At 65.5% G+C, this 15,443-nt stretch carries 16 protein-coding genes; 10 read left to right on the forward strand and 6 right to left on the reverse strand.

Annotated features, from left to right (window positions below):
• Nucleotide 1: 1 nt before the first annotated feature.
• A complete protein-coding gene (locus ACLB0R_RS13715; protein ID WP_416643147.1) occupies nt 2-628 on the reverse strand; it encodes a S24 family peptidase in 627 nt (208 codons plus the stop codon).
• A gap of 61 nt (nt 629-689) precedes the next feature.
• On the opposite strand from ACLB0R_RS13715, the gene ACLB0R_RS13720 reads away from it, so the two are divergent.
• Nucleotides 690-917, forward strand: a complete 228-nt coding sequence (locus ACLB0R_RS13720) for a hypothetical protein (protein ID WP_416643146.1) — start codon at nt 690-692, stop codon at nt 915-917.
• A complete protein-coding gene (locus tag ACLB0R_RS13725) occupies nt 911-1,225 on the forward strand; it encodes a hypothetical protein (protein WP_416643145.1) in 315 nt (104 codons plus the stop codon). The genes ACLB0R_RS13720 and ACLB0R_RS13725 overlap by 7 nt, the downstream gene beginning before the upstream one ends.
• 10 nt (nt 1,226-1,235) lie before the next feature.
• Here ACLB0R_RS13725 and ACLB0R_RS13730 read toward each other — a convergent pair whose 3' ends face one another.
• Both ACLB0R_RS13730 and ACLB0R_RS13735 read right to left on the reverse strand, forming a co-directional pair.
• Complete coding sequence (locus ACLB0R_RS13730; RefSeq protein ID WP_434953859.1) at nt 1,236-2,147, reverse strand: hypothetical protein; 912 nt, start codon at nt 2,145-2,147, stop codon at nt 1,236-1,238.
• The gene (locus ACLB0R_RS13735) at nt 2,117-3,358 is read right to left on the reverse strand and encodes a TIGR04063 family PEP-CTERM/XrtA system glycosyltransferase (protein WP_416643143.1); all 1,242 of its coding nucleotides are present in this window, start codon (nt 3,356-3,358) and stop codon (nt 2,117-2,119) included. Before ACLB0R_RS13735 ends, ACLB0R_RS13730 begins: the two co-directional genes overlap by 31 nt.
• Before the next feature lie 98 nt (nt 3,359-3,456).
• Here ACLB0R_RS13735 and ACLB0R_RS13740 point away from each other — a divergent pair, with 98 nt between their 5' ends.
• The 3 genes from ACLB0R_RS13740 to ACLB0R_RS13750 all read left to right on the forward strand — a co-directional run bounded on the left by ACLB0R_RS13740 (nt 3,457) and on the right by ACLB0R_RS13750 (nt 6,184).
• The gene (locus ACLB0R_RS13740; RefSeq protein WP_416643142.1) at nt 3,457-3,585 is read left to right on the forward strand and encodes a hypothetical protein; all 129 of its coding nucleotides are present in this window, start codon (nt 3,457-3,459) and stop codon (nt 3,583-3,585) included.
• Nucleotides 3,578-4,948, forward strand: a complete 1,371-nt coding sequence (locus tag ACLB0R_RS13745; RefSeq protein ID WP_416643141.1) for a putative O-glycosylation ligase, exosortase A system-associated — start codon at nt 3,578-3,580, stop codon at nt 4,946-4,948. Before ACLB0R_RS13740 ends, ACLB0R_RS13745 begins: the two co-directional genes overlap by 8 nt.
• A gap of 72 nt (nt 4,949-5,020) precedes the next feature.
• Nucleotides 5,021-6,184, forward strand: coding sequence for a mechanosensitive ion channel family protein (locus ACLB0R_RS13750; protein ID WP_416643140.1), 1,164 nt, complete (start codon nt 5,021-5,023; stop codon nt 6,182-6,184).
• 382 nt (nt 6,185-6,566) lie between these two features.
• On the opposite strand, the gene putA is transcribed toward ACLB0R_RS13750, so the two are convergent.
• Nucleotides 6,567-9,608 (reverse strand): bifunctional proline dehydrogenase/L-glutamate gamma-semialdehyde dehydrogenase PutA, encoded by a 3,042-nt coding sequence (gene putA / locus ACLB0R_RS13755; RefSeq protein ID WP_434953860.1) that lies wholly within the window; start codon nt 9,606-9,608, stop codon nt 6,567-6,569.
• Between the two features lie 134 nt (nt 9,609-9,742).
• Here putA and ACLB0R_RS13760 point away from each other — a divergent pair, with 134 nt between their 5' ends.
• The 3 genes from ACLB0R_RS13760 to ACLB0R_RS13770 all read left to right on the forward strand — a co-directional run bounded on the left by ACLB0R_RS13760 (nt 9,743) and on the right by ACLB0R_RS13770 (nt 12,043).
• Nucleotides 9,743-10,204, forward strand: a complete 462-nt coding sequence (locus ACLB0R_RS13760; protein WP_416643138.1) for a MaoC family dehydratase — start codon at nt 9,743-9,745, stop codon at nt 10,202-10,204.
• Between the two features lie 99 nt (nt 10,205-10,303).
• Nucleotides 10,304-10,852 (forward strand): carboxymuconolactone decarboxylase family protein, encoded by a 549-nt coding sequence (locus tag ACLB0R_RS13765; RefSeq protein WP_416643137.1) that lies wholly within the window; start codon nt 10,304-10,306, stop codon nt 10,850-10,852.
• Nucleotides 10,853-10,864: 12 nt separating this feature from the next.
• Nucleotides 10,865-12,043, forward strand: coding sequence for an acetyl-CoA C-acyltransferase (locus ACLB0R_RS13770; RefSeq protein WP_416643136.1), 1,179 nt, complete (start codon nt 10,865-10,867; stop codon nt 12,041-12,043).
• Nucleotides 12,044-12,112: 69 nt separating this feature from the next.
• Here ACLB0R_RS13770 and ACLB0R_RS13775 read toward each other — a convergent pair whose 3' ends face one another.
• The gene (locus tag ACLB0R_RS13775; RefSeq protein ID WP_416643135.1) at nt 12,113-12,598 is read right to left on the reverse strand and encodes a pyridoxamine 5'-phosphate oxidase family protein; all 486 of its coding nucleotides are present in this window, start codon (nt 12,596-12,598) and stop codon (nt 12,113-12,115) included.
• A 134-nt stretch (nt 12,599-12,732) separates the two neighbouring features.
• Here ACLB0R_RS13775 and ACLB0R_RS13780 point away from each other — a divergent pair, with 134 nt between their 5' ends.
• Both ACLB0R_RS13780 and ACLB0R_RS13785 read left to right on the forward strand, forming a co-directional pair.
• Nucleotides 12,733-13,359 (forward strand): DUF6969 family protein, encoded by a 627-nt coding sequence (locus tag ACLB0R_RS13780; protein ID WP_416643134.1) that lies wholly within the window; start codon nt 12,733-12,735, stop codon nt 13,357-13,359.
• 51 nt (nt 13,360-13,410) lie between these two features.
• On the forward strand, nt 13,411-14,004 hold the full coding sequence (locus ACLB0R_RS13785; RefSeq protein WP_416643133.1) for a tetratricopeptide repeat protein: 594 nt from the start codon (nt 13,411-13,413) through the stop codon (nt 14,002-14,004).
• 73 nt (nt 14,005-14,077) lie between these two features.
• On the opposite strand, the gene ACLB0R_RS13790 is transcribed toward ACLB0R_RS13785, so the two are convergent.
• Nucleotides 14,078-15,298 (reverse strand): polyhydroxyalkanoate depolymerase, encoded by a 1,221-nt coding sequence (locus ACLB0R_RS13790; protein ID WP_416643132.1) that lies wholly within the window; start codon nt 15,296-15,298, stop codon nt 14,078-14,080.
• Between the last annotated feature and the right edge of the window lie 145 nt (nt 15,299-15,443).

The following is a 15,443-nucleotide window of genomic DNA, read 5'->3' on the forward strand; positions in this document are numbered from 1 at the left end:
GCTAGATCAGCGGCCGCGAGAGCCAGACGACGCGGCCAATAATGTCGATCCCCGCCGCTTCGACGCGCGGATAATCTGGATTGTCGCTGGTCACGATCAGCGCCGCGCCATGCCGGGCGACGCGCTTCACCATCAGCGCGCCATCAACCCGCAGCACATAAATTGCGCCGCGCGCGGTGACCCGCTGGTCGCCGCGATCGACGAGCAGCGTGTCGCCGGGCATCACCGTCGGCAGCATCGAGTCGCCCTGGGCGGTGATCGCCGAGAGCCGGGCGGGGTCGAGCCCGAGCCGGCGGATAATCGCCGGATCGATCACCACATCGCCCGCCGCTCGATCGCGATCGAGCAGGCCACCGGGTCCGGCAGACGCAACCGCGTCGATGCGTGGCACCGCAATCGCGGACGGCGCCCCTGACCGCGCTGACGGCGCGCCAAGCAGTGCCTCATCCACCCGGAAATAATCGGCGAGCAGCCGTCGCTCACGCTCGGGCAGCTGGCGCGGCGATCCCCGGCGGACATATTGCTGCAGATAGGCGGCATTCCGCCCGATGAGGCGCGAGAGCGCCGCATAGCTTTCGCCATGCTGCTCGACGAGCGCCGCCAGCGCTGAACGGGAATCGGCCTCCATCACCGATCAATCCATATCCGTAGGAATTATCCTAGACAAGTTAGATTATGCGGAACATTTCATGAACTTCTACAACGACTCGGCGGAGGCAATCATGTCGCTCATGGTGAAAATCGATGCATTTCTGCGGCGCACGCACATGCCGCCAACGCGCTTTGGCCGGCTGGCGGTGCGCGACCCGCGTCTTGTCGGCGACCTGAGGCGCGGCCGCGAACCAGGCCCGCGCACCGTGGCGCGAGTCGAGGCGTTCATCACCGCGCACGACCAGCAGGAGCATGGCCGATGCTGACGCGGGGAGATGCCGGTGCGCTGCTGATCCGCGCAATCGAGGCCGATGCACGGCGACGGGGCATTGCGGCAGTGGTCAGCGCAGCGACCGCCAAGCGCTGGGCAAGCGCGACGTTCAACGGCATGCGCCATGAACTTATTCTCATGCTGAGCGGAACGCCGACGACCGAGAACTGGCTTGCCGGTTTGCCCGAAGCGGAATTCAACCTGCCCGGACATTTGGTGGCCGATCTTGCGATCGATGCGACGCGGCGCGACGGCACCGCGCTGATCGCGACGCTGGCTGCGTTAACGGTGGAAGACGCGTGAGCGCGCTGGCTCAGCTGGCGCGGGTCGCCATGCGGCGTAGCGCGCCGAGCGTATCGTCGAGCGAGCGCGGGGAGGGCTTGGCGACTAACGGCGACTCGGGTGGCGTCGCTTGGGGCTCGCGCGCCGCCACGCTCTTTTCGAGCCGGGCAAGCAAGGCGGTAATCGTCGCGTCGGTGTCGCTGCTGGCGATCGGCGCGGCATGGCGCATCGGCAGCGGCGCTGCTTCGGCCTCGCGGCGGACAAGCGGGGTCAATTCGAACGTCTCGAAGCGCTCGGTCGCACCGAGTGCTGAGGCACCGATGATCGGCGCCGGGCGAGCAAGGGGCGGCTCCGGGGCGACATCGTCGTTAGACGCGAAGGGCACGAAATCAGCTAGGGGCGTATCAAGATCGTCGGGCAAAGCGCGCTCGGCGGGATAAGCGGGGGGTGACGGCACCAGCACGTCGAGCGCTTCCTCCACCGGCATGGCGAACGAGCCCGCATCAGACGCGATAGGCGCCGCCGACGGCGCATGAATTTCCAGGAATGGCGTACCGAGATCCTCGGTCGCGAACAACGGACGGCGAGCAGGCGCATCGGGATGCGCGTCCGAGCGACGGAGCACGGGCACGGTGCGACCATCCTCATCGTGATCGGCAGCGCCAACGCCCAGCGTCCGCGAGCCGAGCAGCAGGAAGAGCAGGAACCAGGCGGCAAGCCCGATACCGCCGGCGGTGACGAACACCATCCCCAGCCGCGCAGTAAGCCCGAGCGGCGGCTCGGCGGCAGGTAGAATCGCGGGCAAGCCACTCGCGATCATCACATCCTCGATAATGTCGGCCGGGATTAACCCCACGGCAAGCGCGGCAGCCAGGCCGATCACGGCGCCCAACACGGGCGCGATCGGCACGTTCAGATGTTGGTGAGGGGTTTGCGCGACCATGATGCCGAACTATCGGCGGTCTCGATTAGTTTTTGGTAAACAGGAACGTAACGCGCGACATTATGCGACCAGTTGCGTTCGGTTTCGACGAAAGCGCGGGCGCGGGCGCGGCGCGCATCCCAGCCTGAGCGATCGGCGAGGAGATCATTGAGCGCCGCCGCCATCGCCGGCGGGTTGCCGGGAGCAAACAGCGTGCCGGTATCGCCATCACGAATCAGCTCGCGATGCCCGCCAACGTCCGACGCCGCGACCAGCCGCCGCTGCGCCATTGCTTCCAGCGGCTTCAACGGGGTGACAAGCTCGGTCAGCCGCATCGCCTTGCGCGGATAAGCGAGCACATCGACCAGGCTGTAATAACGCTCGACCGCCTGATGCGGCACACGCCCGGCGAAATGGATATGGCCGGCAACGCTGGTGAGTGCGGCCTGGGCGCGCAGCAGCTTTTCGGCGGGACCGCCGCCGACGAGCAGCAGATGCGTGTTGGGCCGGGCGCGGATGAGATGCGGCATCGCCGCGATCAGATCGTCGAGCCCCTCATAATCGTAGAAGCTGCCGATGAAGCCGATGACGTCCTTGCCGACGAGGCCGAGCGCCTTGGCCAGCGACTTGTCATAGCCGACCGGCGACCCGAACAGCGCCATGTCGACGCCATTCGGCGAGACGGTGATGCGCGCCGGATCGACGCCGCGCGCGACGAAATCGCCTTTCAGCCCTTCGCAGATCACCGCCAGCGCATCAACGCGGTCGACGGCCCAGCGTTCGAGCGCGCGCGTCGCGCGATAGCGCAGCGACCCTTCGCGATCGGTGCCGTTGCTAACGGCGGCATCCTCCCACAGCGCGCGCACTTCGTAGAGCACCGGCAGGCGCCGGCGCCGTGCTGCCCATAACGCGGCGAGCGCGCAGAGCACGGGCGAGTGCGCGTGCAGCACATCGGGGCGGAACTGCTCGATCACCTCGCCGATGCGGCGCGCGAACACGCGTACCTCATTCAGCTCACTGAGCGGTGACGGCAGCGCGGCGGGCGGATCGGTGCGATAAAAATCGAGACCGTCGACAATCTCGGCCTTCACGCCCGCTTCGCCATGGCGCGGCCCGGTAACCGCTGCGACCGTCCAGCCCCGCGCCACCTGCGCTTTCAGGATCGCGCGGGTGCGAAACGTGTAGCCGCTCTGCAGCGGCAAGCCATGATCGAGGACATGGAGGATGCGCATCGCCGCACTGCTTACGCCGCGACTGTTTAACGCCCCGTCAACTCGCTCTGGTTAATGCGTGACAACGGACAAGTGCAGGCAAAGGGCAGCGTGCGGGCATGATCGACAATTTCGCGCTGGGCCTGACGCACGTCCTGATGCTGATCGCTGCCGTGATCCTGCTGCGCCGGCGCGATCTCGATACCGAAGCGGGCCCCCCGCCCGAGCCCGGCCCGCGCGATGCGTGACCTTGCCTTTATCGCTTTCCTCGCCGCGATTTTCGGCATGGGGCTCAGGCGACCGTTCCTGCTGGTGCTGGCTTATGTCTATATCGACATCGTCAGCCCGCAGCGGCTGACTTATCTGCTGCTCAATTCGGTGCCGATTTCGCTGATCGCGGTGGTGATGGCGGTCGGCGGCTGGCTGGTGTTCGACGACAAGAAAGACAGCCGCGTCGCGCCGCGCCAACTGCTGTTGCTTGCCCTGCTCGTCTATTGCGGCATCAGCACACGCTTTGCCGACTTCCCGGTCGAGGCGGCGGACAAATGGGATTGGGTGTGGAAAGCGCTTGCCTTCGCGATTTTCCTGCCACTCACGCTGCGCACAAGGCTGCGCATCGAGGCGCTGCTGCTCTTCATGATCCTGTCGGCCGCGTCGATCATCATCGTCGGCGGCATCAAGACACTCGCGACCGGCGGCGGCTATGGCGAATTGAACCTGATGGTGACCAACAATAGCGGCCTTTACGAAGGCAGCACGATTTCCGCCGTCGCCGTCGCGATCGTGCCGGTGATCCTGTGGTTCACCAAATATGGCACGATCTTCAAGCCCGATTGGAAGGTCAAAGCGTTCTGCTATGCGCTCGTTTTCGCTTGCCTGCTGATGCCGGTGGGCACGGCGGCGCGCACCGGATTGCTCTGCGTCGCGCTCGTGTTCGTGCTGCTGCTGCGCGACATGAAGCGGCGCTTCGTTTATCTCGGCGTCATCGCCGGCCTCGGCCTGGTCAGCGTGCCGCTGTTGCCGCCAGCGTTCATCGCGCGGATGCAGACGATCCAGAGCTATAAGGGCGACAGTTCGGCTTCGACGCGGGTCGCCGTGTGGCACTGGACGCTCGATTATGTGAAGACGCACCCGTTCGGCGGCGGTTTCGAAGCCTATCGTCAGAACCGCATCCGCTTCGAAACCGAGAAGGTCGAGGGCGACGGCGCCAACCGCAAAGTCTCGCTGACGCCCGAGTACGACCATGCCCGCGCCTTCCACAGCGCCTATTTCGAGATGCTCGGCGAGCAAGGCTATCCCGGCCTGATCCTGTGGCTGATCATCAATGTGTCGGGCCTGTTCCGGATGGAAATTCTCCGCCGCCGCTATCTGAAAGGGCCGGAGGAGACCCAATGGGCCGGCGCATTAGCCGGCGCGCTACAGGCGGCGCACCTCGTCTATCTGCTCGGTGCCGCGTTCGTCGGCATCGCCTTTCAGCCGTTCATCTACATGCTGATCGGCGCGCAGATCGGCCTCGACACGTATCTCGGTCGCAAGCGGCAAGCCGCGAGCTGGCGACCGATCCGCCCGCGCCGCACGATCAACGTTCCGGCTCAGCCGGCGATCGGCTGAACCTTTCGCAAGCTTCACGAGTTTAGCGCCCGCCCCCTTGCCTCCGCTCGCTGACGGCGGGATGTACCCTTTATGACAAAAACCGATCCCGTGCTTGCCAATCTCGCCGTTCCCGATGTCGATTTCGACCCTGCCGAAAGCTGGGCGATCACCAGTCACTGGTTTCAGCACCACTGGATCGGGCTGATCGTCGCGGGAGCGCTGGCGGCGGTGGTAATCACCGTGCTGTTCGCCGTGCGCGGGCTGGCAGTGCGCTATTGCAACCGCGACAGGCCCGGCAAGCACGATTGGTGGCTCATCTTCGGCAAGACGCTCGCCAGGACGATGCCGAGCTTCATCATCATGCTCGCGCTGCAACTGAGCGAGAGCTTTGCGCGACCACCAGCGCCAATCCCCGCGCTGATCCACAGCCTGTTCACCATCTCGTTCGTGATCCAGGGCGCGATCTGGGCGCGCGAGCTGATCCTGGGCGCGATCGAGCGGCGCGCGGCGCCCGGCAATTACACCGGCGAGGCGCTGGAAAGCGCGATCGGCATCATCCGCGTGCTCGTCACTTTCGCGGTGTTTGCGGTCGCGCTGATCGTCGTGCTCGACAATCTGGGCGTCAACGTGACTGGCCTGGTCGCGGGCCTTGGCATCGGCGGCATCGCGATCGGTCTCGCCGCGCAGGGCATTTTCGCCGATCTGTTCGCCGCACTCGCCATCATCCTCGACCGACCGTTCCGGCGCGGCGACACGATCGGCTATGACAAGACGACCGGCACGGTCGAGGCGATCGGCCTCAAATCGACGCGGCTGCGCTCGCCGACTGGCGAAGAGCGGATCATCGCCAACCGCCAGCTGCTCGACAAGGAAATCCAGAACATCACCGCGCGCGAGTACCGGCGCTACAAGTTTACGCTCGCGCTGATCTACCAGACGCCGCCCGAGCTTGCCGCGCGCCTGCCCGACATGCTGCGCGAAGTGGTCCGCGCCGAAGGCGGCAGCTTCGTGCGCGCCGGCTTCGTCAATTTCAGCCCGAGCAGCCTCGATTTCGAGCTGGAATTCGACGGCCCAACCGATTTCGACACCGGCTATAATCTCCGCCACGCGATCGGCCTCGCCATCGCCGCGCGCTTCGCCAAGGAAGGCGTACACTTCGCCTACCCGACCCAGACCGCCTTCACCGCCGCGCCCGACGGCACGCTGGTGATGCCCTATCCGGCACCGGAGAGTGGTGGCGCGGCGAGCCAGTAATAGGCGTCATCCGCCGCGAATGTTCCCTAATGTTCCCACTGACCATGGGGTGGTGGAAACGCGCACCTTCGGGCTCGATCAGCGGCAGCAACGATGAAAAAGAGCGAGCGTTGGCTTAGTACCGAATGCGGCCGTAGGACAGGGACACCAGCCTGACGCGGCGCCGAGAATGCGGCCGAGCGGGCTCATAAAACCCTCCCCCAGCGGGGGAGGTGGCACGCGCAGCGTGACGGAGGGGGAGGAAGCGGCGTCTGTTGTCGGGAACGCCACCCCCTCCGTCGCCTTCGGCGCCACAGTGCGAGGTCGCCCATGCCCCCGGCATGGGCTTGGATTGCCGGGGGGGATCCAACCTCGCGCTCCCTTTGGGGGAGGATTTGGAGTCCTAACCCTCCTCATCCAGACTGAGCAGCGTCGCATTGCCGCCGGCGCTCGTCGTGTCGATCGAGACGTGCCGCTCGACGCTGAAGCGGGATAGGTAATGCGGCCCGCCGGCCTTAGGGCCGGTGCCCGATAGCCCCTCGCCGCCGAAGGGCTGGCTGCCGACGACCGCGCCGATCATCGAGCGGTTGATGTAGAGATTGCCGACTTTCGCCGCGCTCTCGGTCATTTCCCAGGCGCGGGCGATGCGGCTGTGCAGGCCCATCGTCAGGCCATAGCCCTTGGCATTAACGCGAGCGATCGTCTCGGCGAGCTTGCCGGCCGGCCAGGTCGCGACGTGGAGGATGGGGCCGAACCATTCGGCATCGAGCGCATCCGGGCTGTCGAGGCGGATCAGCGTGGGTGGGACGAACAGGCCAGTCGGTGGCGCATCAAGCGTCTTGACGATGCGCTCGGCCATGCGCGCACGATACCCCATCAATTTGTCAAAGGCCGCCTGATCGATCACTGGGCCGACATCGGTGCGCGGATCGGCAGGGTCGCCCAAGCCGAGCAAGTCCATCGCGCCTATCAGCATCTCGATCACGCCGTCGGCGATCTCCTCCTGGAGCAGTAGCAGCCGCAGCGCCGAGCAGCGCTGGCCCGCCGAGCGGAACGACGAGGTGACGACATCCTGCACCACTTGCTCCGGCAGCGCGGTCGAATCGACGATCATCGCGTTGATGCCGCCGGTCTCCGCGATCAGCGGCACAATCGGGCGGTTGTCGTCCTCGAGCAGCGCGCGGGCGATCTTGCGCGCGGTCGCGGTCGAGCCGGTAAAGGCAACGCCGGCGATGCGCGAATCGGCGGTGATTGCAGCGCCCACCTCCGGCCCGCCCGGAGCGAGGATCAGCGCATCGGCGGGGACGCCAGCTTGATGCGCCAGCTCGACCGCGCGCGCGGCGATCAACGGCGTTTGGGGCGCCGGCTTGGCGATGACGGTGTTGCCCGCGACCAAGGCGGCCGCGGTTTGCCCCAGGAAAATCGCGAGCGGGAAATTCCACGGCGAAATCGTCGCCCACACGCCCCGCCCTTCCATGCGCAGCGTATTGCGCTCGCCGGTCGGGCCGGGGAGCTCGATCGGCTGGAGGCCATCGCGCGCCTGTTGGGCGTAATAGCGGCAGAAATCGACGGCCTCGCGCACTTCGGCGAGCGCATCGGGGATCGTCTTGAACGCTTCCTGCACGCAGATCGCCATCAGCTCGTCGCGATTGGCTTCGAGCAGGTCGGCGAGGCGGTCGAGGATGGCGGCGCGGGCCTCGACGGGGGTGGCGGACCATGCTGGGAAGGCGGCGGCGGCGCGGGTGATGGCCTCTTCAACACCTCCGCGCCAGTCGGCCCTTCCCCGGCGAAGGCCGGGGTCCAGCGGCAGGCCGCTTGCATCTGGACCAGCATCAGGTTGACCGTGCCCCGCACGGTCAAGGATCGTCCGGGGAACGATCCGACCTGATGCTCCTTCGCCGGGGAAGCGGGATACGTGAGCTGCAACGTCGGCCAACACCTGACGATCGCTCAGATCAATCCCGGCGCTGTTCTTCCGCTCGCCAAACAAATCCACCGGCAGCGGAATGCTCGGATGCCGCGTGCCCCCCACCGCCGCGATCTTCTCGACCGGGTCGGCCAGCAACTCCGCCTCGCTCAGCCGCTCATCCGCCAGCTGGTGGACGAAGCTCGAATTGGCGCCGTTCTCCAGCAGCCGCCGCACGAGATAGGCGAGCAAATCCCAATGCCCGCCCACCGGCGCATAAATGCGGCAGTGATAGCCATGCTCGCGGACCAGCCGCTCGTAGAGGCCATCGCCCATGCCGTGCAGCCGCTGGAATTCGAAATCGCGGCTGTTGCCCGCCCAATCGATGATCGTCGCGACGGTGAGCGCATTGTGGCTGGCGAAGGCGGGGCGGATATGCTCGGCCTCGAGCATGTCGCGCGCGCAGGCGAGGTAAGAGACGTCGGTCGCCGCCTTGCGGGTGAACAGCGGATAATCGGCCAGCCCCTCGACCTGGGTGCGCTTGATCTCGCTGTCCCAATAAGCGCCTTTGACGAGGCGGACATTCATCAGCCGGCCAAGCTCGTTCGCCCAGCCGATAACCGCGCGGGCGCGCTTGCCATAGGCTTGCACCGCCATGCCATAACCGTCCCAGCCCTTGAGCGCGGGCAGCGCGGCGACGGCACCGATGATGTCGAGACTCATCTCGAGCCGCTCGCTCTCCTCGGCATCGACGGTAAGCGGAATGCCGTGGCGGGCGGCGCGGATGGCGAGCGCTTCGAGCATCTCGGTCAGCGCCGGCACGCACGCATCCCACTGCGCGACTTCATAGCGCGGGTGGAGCGCCGAGAGCTTGACCGAGATCGAATGCCCCGCCGCCGCCTTGGCGCCGACCGCATCGATCGCCGCTTCATAGGCCTGGAAATAGCGCTCGGCATCCGCCGTTGTCCGCGCGGCTTCGCCCAGCATGTCGAAACTGGCGGTGAAGCCGGCATGATCGGGCTTGGCCATCCGCGCCATCGCCTCATCGATGGTGCGGCCCATCACGAAAATCTCGCCCATCATCCGCATCGCCGCGCCGACCGCCTGGCGGACGAACGGCTCGCCGGCGCGGCTGATCAAGCGGCGCAGCGCCGACTGCTTCTCGCCCTCCCCCACCAGCGCGCGGCCGATCACCAGCCCCCAAGTCGCCGAATTGACGAGCACCGAGTTCGACTTGCCGGTGTGGCCGCGCCAATCGGCATCGCCGATCTTGTCGGCGATCAGCAGATCGGCGGTCTCGGGATCGGGCACGCGAAGGAATGCCTCGGCCAGGCTCAGCAGTGCGACGCCCTCGGTCGAGTTCAGCCGATATTCCTGCAGGAACTGGTTGACCCACCCCTTGCCTTGCGCCGCGCGCAGATCGGCGAGCAGGCCGGCGGCATGGCCCAAAATGCGTTCGCGCGACTCGGGGCCGGCGGCGGCGCGCGCGAGCAGCGGTTTTAGAACATCGGGTTCGGCCGCGCGGTACAGCGCCTTCATGGATTCACGGGGGCGGGACGCTACGTCTAGGGTCATTTTCCGGTTCTCGGTTTCGTCGGGCTTGGCGGCTGCGGGGCAAGCGCCTATGGGGTGCGGCGAGCGCTATGCGACGAAATTGACGACAGGGGAATGGCGTGACGACAATCACCATCCAGCAATTGGCGGAAACCGGCATCGGCACCGAACGCGTTTCGGACTGGGTCGAGGTAACCCAGGAAATGATCGACAAGTTCGCGGATGCGACCGGCGATCACCAGTTCATCCATGTGAACCCCGAAATGGCCAAGCTGACGCCGTTCGGCGGGACGATTGCGCATGGTTTCCTCACCCTGTCGCTGATGCCGCTCTTGTCGAGCAAGGTCGCTGATGCGCCGGCGATCGAGGGCATCAAGATGGGGGTCAATTATGGCGGCAACAAAGTCCGCTTCCTCCAGCCGGTGCGCTCGGGCAAGCGCGTGCGCGGTCGTTTCAAGTTGCTCGAGTTGATCGAAAAGCGCCCCGGCCAATGGCAGCAGACCAACGAATTCACCGTCGAGATCGAGGGCGAGGACAAGCCGGCGATGATCGCCGAATGGATCAGCCAGATTTTCGTTTGAACCACAACGGCGTCATGCCAGCGACAGCTGGCATCGCTGGCGACATACCTCCGCTGAGACCCCAGCTTGCGCTGGGGTGACGGCCAAGAAAGGTTCACGATGCCCCGCATCACGCCCTTGCAAAAGCCCTACCCGGAAGAATTCGCGCAGCGGATGAACGCGCTGATGCGCGGCGCCGATCCGCTGGTGCTTTTCACCACGCTCGCCAAGCACGACCGCGCGTGGGCCAAGTTCGGTGGCGGGTCGCTGCTCGACAAGGGCTCGCCGCTCGGCATGCGCCAGCGCGAAATCGCCATCGATCGCACCACCGCGCGCACCGGCTGCGAATATGAATGGGGCATCCATGTCGCCGGCTTCGCACCGCATATCGGGCTGACCGACGCGCAGATCCGCGCGACCGTGCATGGCGACGCCAGCGACCCCGCCTGGACCGATGACAGCGAGCGCGTGCTGATCGCAACCGTCGACGCGCTGCTCGACCACAAGAAACTCACCGATGTTGAATGGGGTGCGCTCACCGCCCATTTCAGTGAGGAACAGGCGCTGGAAATCGTCCAGCTGGTTGCCTTTTATCACGGCGTGGCGCTGATCTGCGGCGCGCTCGATTTGCCCCTTGAAGCCACTGCGGCGCGCTTTCCCGCCGTCTAAGGAGAAAAACCCATGCGTTCCGCCGTCATCGTTTCCACTGCCCGCACGCCGATCGGCCGCGCTTATCGCGGTGGCTTCAACGCGCTGCCCTCGCCGACGCTCGCCAGCCATTCGATCAAGGCCGCGTTGGAGCGCGCCAAGGTCGACCCGGCGGAAGTGCAGGACGTGGTGATCGGCGCGGCGCTACAGCAGGGCGTGCAGGGCGGCAATATCGCCCGCAACGCTTTGCTCCGCGCCGGGCTGCCGGTGTCGGTCGCGGGCATGTCGCTCGATCGCCAGTGCGCCTCAGGCCTGATGGCGATTGCGACGGCGGCCAAGGAAATCATCATCGACAATATGGACGTGGCAATTGGCGGCGGCGTCGAATCGATCTCGATGGTGCAGACGCCCGAGATGCGGATTGGCGCCGATCCCGAGCTGCTCGCCATCCAGCCGCACATCTACATGTCGATGCTGCAGACCGCGCAGGTCGTCACCGAGCGTTACGGCATCCCCCGCGAAGCGCAGGACGAATATGCTCTCCAGTCGCAGCAGCGCACCGCCGCCGCACAGGCCGCCGGCAAGTTCGATGACGAGATCGTGCCCGTCACCGCGACGATGGTCACCAAGAACAAGGAGACCGGCGAAGTCCTGAAGCACGAAGTCACCGTGACCAAGGACGAGGGCAACCGCGCCGACACGACGCTAGCGGGCTTGTCGGGCCTCCAGCCCGTGCTCGGGCCGGGCACCGCGATCACCGCGGGCAATGCGAGCCAGCTGTCGGATGGGTCGTCGGCATCGGTGCTGATGGAGGAGTCGCTTGCGGCCAAGCGGGGCCTGACCCCGCTCGGTCGCTATGTCGGCATGGCCGTCGCGGGTACCGAGCCCGATGAAATGGGCATCGGCCCAGTCTTTGCGATCCCCAAGGTGCTCGAGCGCACCGGGCTCAAGATGGACGATATCGGCCTGTGGGAGCTCAATGAGGCGTTCGCGGTGCAGGTGATTTATTGCCGCGACAAGCTCGGCATTCCCAACGAACTGCTCAACGTGAACGGCGGCTCGATCTCGATCGGCCACCCCTATGGCATGACCGGCGCGCGCTGCACCGGCCATGCGCTGATCGAAGGCAAGCGCCGCGGCGCCAAATATGTCTGCGTCACCATGTGCGTCGGCGGTGGCATGGGCGCGGCGGGTATTTTCGAGGTTCTGTAATTGGTTGATTGACCAAAGAGGATGGCTGTTGCGAGCGCGTCCCGGCGTGCTCGCAATGGCTCTCCCGTTTTAGAGCGGCATCTCGGCGTGTTCGGCGTTTGGCCGTGCCGACTGGCCAAGCAACCCGCCGAACACCTGAGTCACCGCGCTGACCAGGCCGGCATCGGCTTTCCACATTTCCGCGCTATCGAGATCGTAGCGCAGCAGCAGCAAATCGGGATCGTCCTTGCCGCCCGGGAACCAAGCGGCCACCTGATTTGACCAGAGCCGGTCGATCACGTCGCGATCGGTCGACTCGCTCAGCGTGCCGTGGACGCACGCGAAGAAATCATGCCCCTTGGCGACAAATTGCGCCATCGCCGGACCGCCGATCGACAAACGATTGCTCCGGCTGGTGAAGAACCACCAGCGATGCTGTTCATCGTCAAGCAACTGCGCCGTCATCGGCTGGCTGTGATCGGGCGTGTCATCCAACCCGATCATCACGAACGGGCTCGACCGCAATTCGCGCAGAAACTGGTCCAGAATTTTGGCAGGGTCGCTGGTAACGGTCATGTCGTTTCTCCCGAATGAGCGCTAAACGCGAGGCGCAGGGCATTGGTTGCGTTGCTGATCAGGCTCAACGCCGAAGAGGTGCGCGCGCGCGAGGCGATCGGGCAGTGCGTTCACGTCGAGGGACAAACAACGCCATGGCTGACCCGATTGCGATGCTGATCGACGCGACGATGGCGATGCACGCGGAAGGCGTGCCGCTGATGCAACGCATCGTGCCACCGGGCGACGCGGTGCGGTTATGGGATCGCTATCCCGATGGCGGAATCGTGAGCCCGTCGAGCGGGGCGAGCGCTTTTTATCATATCCACGCGCCCGATGCCCGCGATGAGGGCGAGCACGGCCATTTCCACCTGTTCCTCCCGCGCCATGCGTTGCCGGCCGGCGCACCGCTGGCCGAGCGCCCTGCGGGGAGCGGCGACCGGGATGGTGAAGCCGTGCATATCGCGGCGCTGTCGATCGCGATCAGTGGCCTTCCCCGGGCATGGTTCACCGTCAATCGCTGGGTGACCGACGACATCATGTACCCGGCCGAGGCCATCATCGCCGCGCTGCCCCATTTTGACTTGGCGGATGCGCCCGGCGACACCCTGGTCAATCAGTGGCTGACTGCCGCCGTGGCGCTGGGGCGACCGGAACTCGCCGCCTTGCTGCACGCCCGCGACCGCGCCTTGCCGATGAACGCCAGCGAGGATCGATCGATCGAGATCCTGTCCCGCACGCCATTCGATCTTGACGCGATGATCGCGCGCCACGCGGTGTAACCAATAGGATAGCGGCGCCGAATGCCCCTGCGGAACAAGCAGGAGCGAGTGATGACCAAGATGACCAATATTGCGGCGATGCTGACGGTGGCAGGCGGTCTGACGATCGCGGTGACGCCGGGGACGGCGCGCGCCGACTGCAATTTTGCCGGCCCTTCGATCAGCCAGGCGGCCAACCAGGCTGCCCCGGCGCAAGGGGCTGGACCGACCTTCGATCCTCGTGCTGAACTTACCGTTGGGACCGAAGCGTTCAACGCGGGGGATTTCCACAAGGCCAGCAACGCGCTGTCGCGCGTGCTGCCGTTCGCGCCCAAGGATGCGTCAGTGGTCTATCTTGCCGGCGCGTCCCGGATGAACCTTGGCGATTATAAGGGCGCACGCAAGCTGCTGGAACGCGCGGTCGAGCTCAATCCCCATATGCTGATCGCGCAACAGGATCTGGGCGTTACCTACGCGCATCTGCACGACGCACGCGCCGACACCATGCTCGATGGGCTGAAGAGCCAAGCGGTCGGTGTCGACCCACAGTCCGAACGCGGCGTGGTTCTGCAAGCAGCGATCGAAGCTGTGACGTCGGCCATGAGCGAGGCAAGCGCTGGCCGATCCTCACCCGTTGCGGCGCAATCAGTAAGCCGTCTGCGCTGAATTTGCGGCCCCGGCATTGTGCTGGGGCCGCCGCAGCCTCGATTGGTGCGGCAAGAGACGCAGCGGCGCGCGATCAGCGATCGTGCGCGGTGATCCAGGCTTCGACCACGGGCGCAATCTTGGTGCGCCATTTGCTGCCGTTGAAAATGCCGTAATGGCCAGCGCCCTTCGCCATATAATATTGCTTGTGCTCGGCCGGCAGCTTGGTGGCTAGCGACAAGGCCGCTTTGGTCTGGCCGAGCCCTGAAATATCGTCGCGCTCGCCCTCGATCGCCAGCAGCGCGATATCGGTGATCGCGGCAGGATCAACCGGCCGACCGCGATGCGTCAGCTCGCCTTTCGGCAGGCTGTGGTTCTGGAAAACAACGTCGATCGTCTGCAGGTAGAATTCGGCGGTCATGTCGCAGACCGAGCGATATTCCTCGTAGAAATCCTTGGTCGCATCAGCACTTTCGTCATCGCCCTGAACGAGATGCTTGAACATTTCCCAGTGCGAAATCATGTGGTTGCCAAGATTCATCGTCATGAACCCGGCGAGCTGCAGGAAGCCCGGATAAACATGGCGGCCGGCGCCCGGATAATTGCTTGGCACCGTCGCGATCACATTCTGCTCGAACCAGGCGAACGGCCGCTGCGTCGCGAGCGTGTTGACCGCGGTCGGCGCCTTGCGCGTGTCGACCGGGCCGCCCATCAGCGTCAACGTCCGCGGGCGGCAGGGGTGCTTGTCCGCGCTCATCAGGCAGGCCGCGGCGTAACAGGGCACCGAGGGCTGGCACACCGCGAGCATATGCGCGCCGGGGCCAATCGCTTCGAGAAACTCGACCAGATAATCGATATAGTCGTCGAGGTCGAAGGTGCCGTCGCTCGTGGGCACCAGCTTGGCGTCGCGCCAATCGGTGATGTAGACGTCAGCAACAGGCAGCATCCGCTCGACCGTGCCGCGCAGCAGCGTGGCGTAATGGCCCGACATGGGGGCGACGATCAGCAGCTTGGGGCCGCCGTCGACGCCCTTGCGGGCAAAGTGCTTCAACTGGCCGAAGGGTTTGCGGACGAGGATCTCCTCGCTCACCACCACTTCGCGCCCGTCGATCGTCGTCTGGGCCAGGCCGAAGTCGGGCTTGCCGCGCGGCGCTGCTGCATGGGCGAACACTTCGAGCGCAGACGCCATCACCGGGCTCGCGCCGAAATAGGCCATGGGATAAGCCGGGTTCTGCAGCAGCCCCGCGCTGAAATTGGCCATCGCGCTCGCGCCGGCGAGCAGCGAGCGCTGCATCTCATAGGCATCGTACAACATAGGAAATTCTTACCCCGCGGACGGTTACGATCCCGTCAACCCTGTCGCGCCGGCCTCTGGCGTGCCGCATCGCAGCATTAGGTGTAGCAGGGAAGCGAACGGGGGCAAGCGCCAACGCTGTCAGATCGTCTCGTTTCGTCGCGCG

The sequence above is a fragment of the Sphingomonas sp. GlSt437 genome (assembly GCF_048015635.2).
In the GTDB taxonomy this organism is placed as follows: Bacteria; Pseudomonadota; Alphaproteobacteria; order Sphingomonadales; family Sphingomonadaceae; genus Sphingomonas.

Bases quoted from the DNA above. Each gene is read 5' to 3' on its own strand.
- putA (WP_434953860.1), bottom strand. From the start codon at position 9,608: ATGAAGGCGCTGTACCGCGCGGCCGAACCCGATGTTCTAAAACCGCTG.
- ACLB0R_RS13730 (WP_434953859.1), bottom strand. From the start codon at position 2,147: ATGGTCGCGCAAACCCCTCACCAACATCTGAACGTGCCGATCGCGCCC.
- ACLB0R_RS13785 (WP_416643133.1), top strand. From the start codon at position 13,411: ATGACCAAGATGACCAATATTGCGGCGATGCTGACGGTGGCAGGCGGT.
- ACLB0R_RS13780 (WP_416643134.1), top strand. From the start codon at position 12,733: ATGGCTGACCCGATTGCGATGCTGATCGACGCGACGATGGCGATGCAC.
- ACLB0R_RS13725 (WP_416643145.1), top strand. From the start codon at position 911: ATGCTGACGCGGGGAGATGCCGGTGCGCTGCTGATCCGCGCAATCGAG.
- ACLB0R_RS13770 (WP_416643136.1), top strand. From the start codon at position 10,865: ATGCGTTCCGCCGTCATCGTTTCCACTGCCCGCACGCCGATCGGCCGC.
- ACLB0R_RS13740 (WP_416643142.1), top strand. From the start codon at position 3,457: ATGATCGACAATTTCGCGCTGGGCCTGACGCACGTCCTGATGCTGATC.
- ACLB0R_RS13745 (WP_416643141.1), top strand. From the start codon at position 3,578: ATGCGTGACCTTGCCTTTATCGCTTTCCTCGCCGCGATTTTCGGCATG.
- ACLB0R_RS13775 (WP_416643135.1), bottom strand. From the start codon at position 12,598: ATGACCGTTACCAGCGACCCTGCCAAAATTCTGGACCAGTTTCTGCGC.
- ACLB0R_RS13765 (WP_416643137.1), top strand. From the start codon at position 10,304: ATGCCCCGCATCACGCCCTTGCAAAAGCCCTACCCGGAAGAATTCGCG.
- ACLB0R_RS13720 (WP_416643146.1), top strand. From the start codon at position 690: ATGAACTTCTACAACGACTCGGCGGAGGCAATCATGTCGCTCATGGTG.
- ACLB0R_RS13790 (WP_416643132.1), bottom strand. From the start codon at position 15,298: ATGTTGTACGATGCCTATGAGATGCAGCGCTCGCTGCTCGCCGGCGCG.
- ACLB0R_RS13715 (WP_416643147.1), bottom strand. From the start codon at position 628: ATGGAGGCCGATTCCCGTTCAGCGCTGGCGGCGCTCGTCGAGCAGCAT.
- ACLB0R_RS13735 (WP_416643143.1), bottom strand. From the start codon at position 3,358: ATGCGCATCCTCCATGTCCTCGATCATGGCTTGCCGCTGCAGAGCGGC.
- ACLB0R_RS13750 (WP_416643140.1), top strand. From the start codon at position 5,021: ATGACAAAAACCGATCCCGTGCTTGCCAATCTCGCCGTTCCCGATGTC.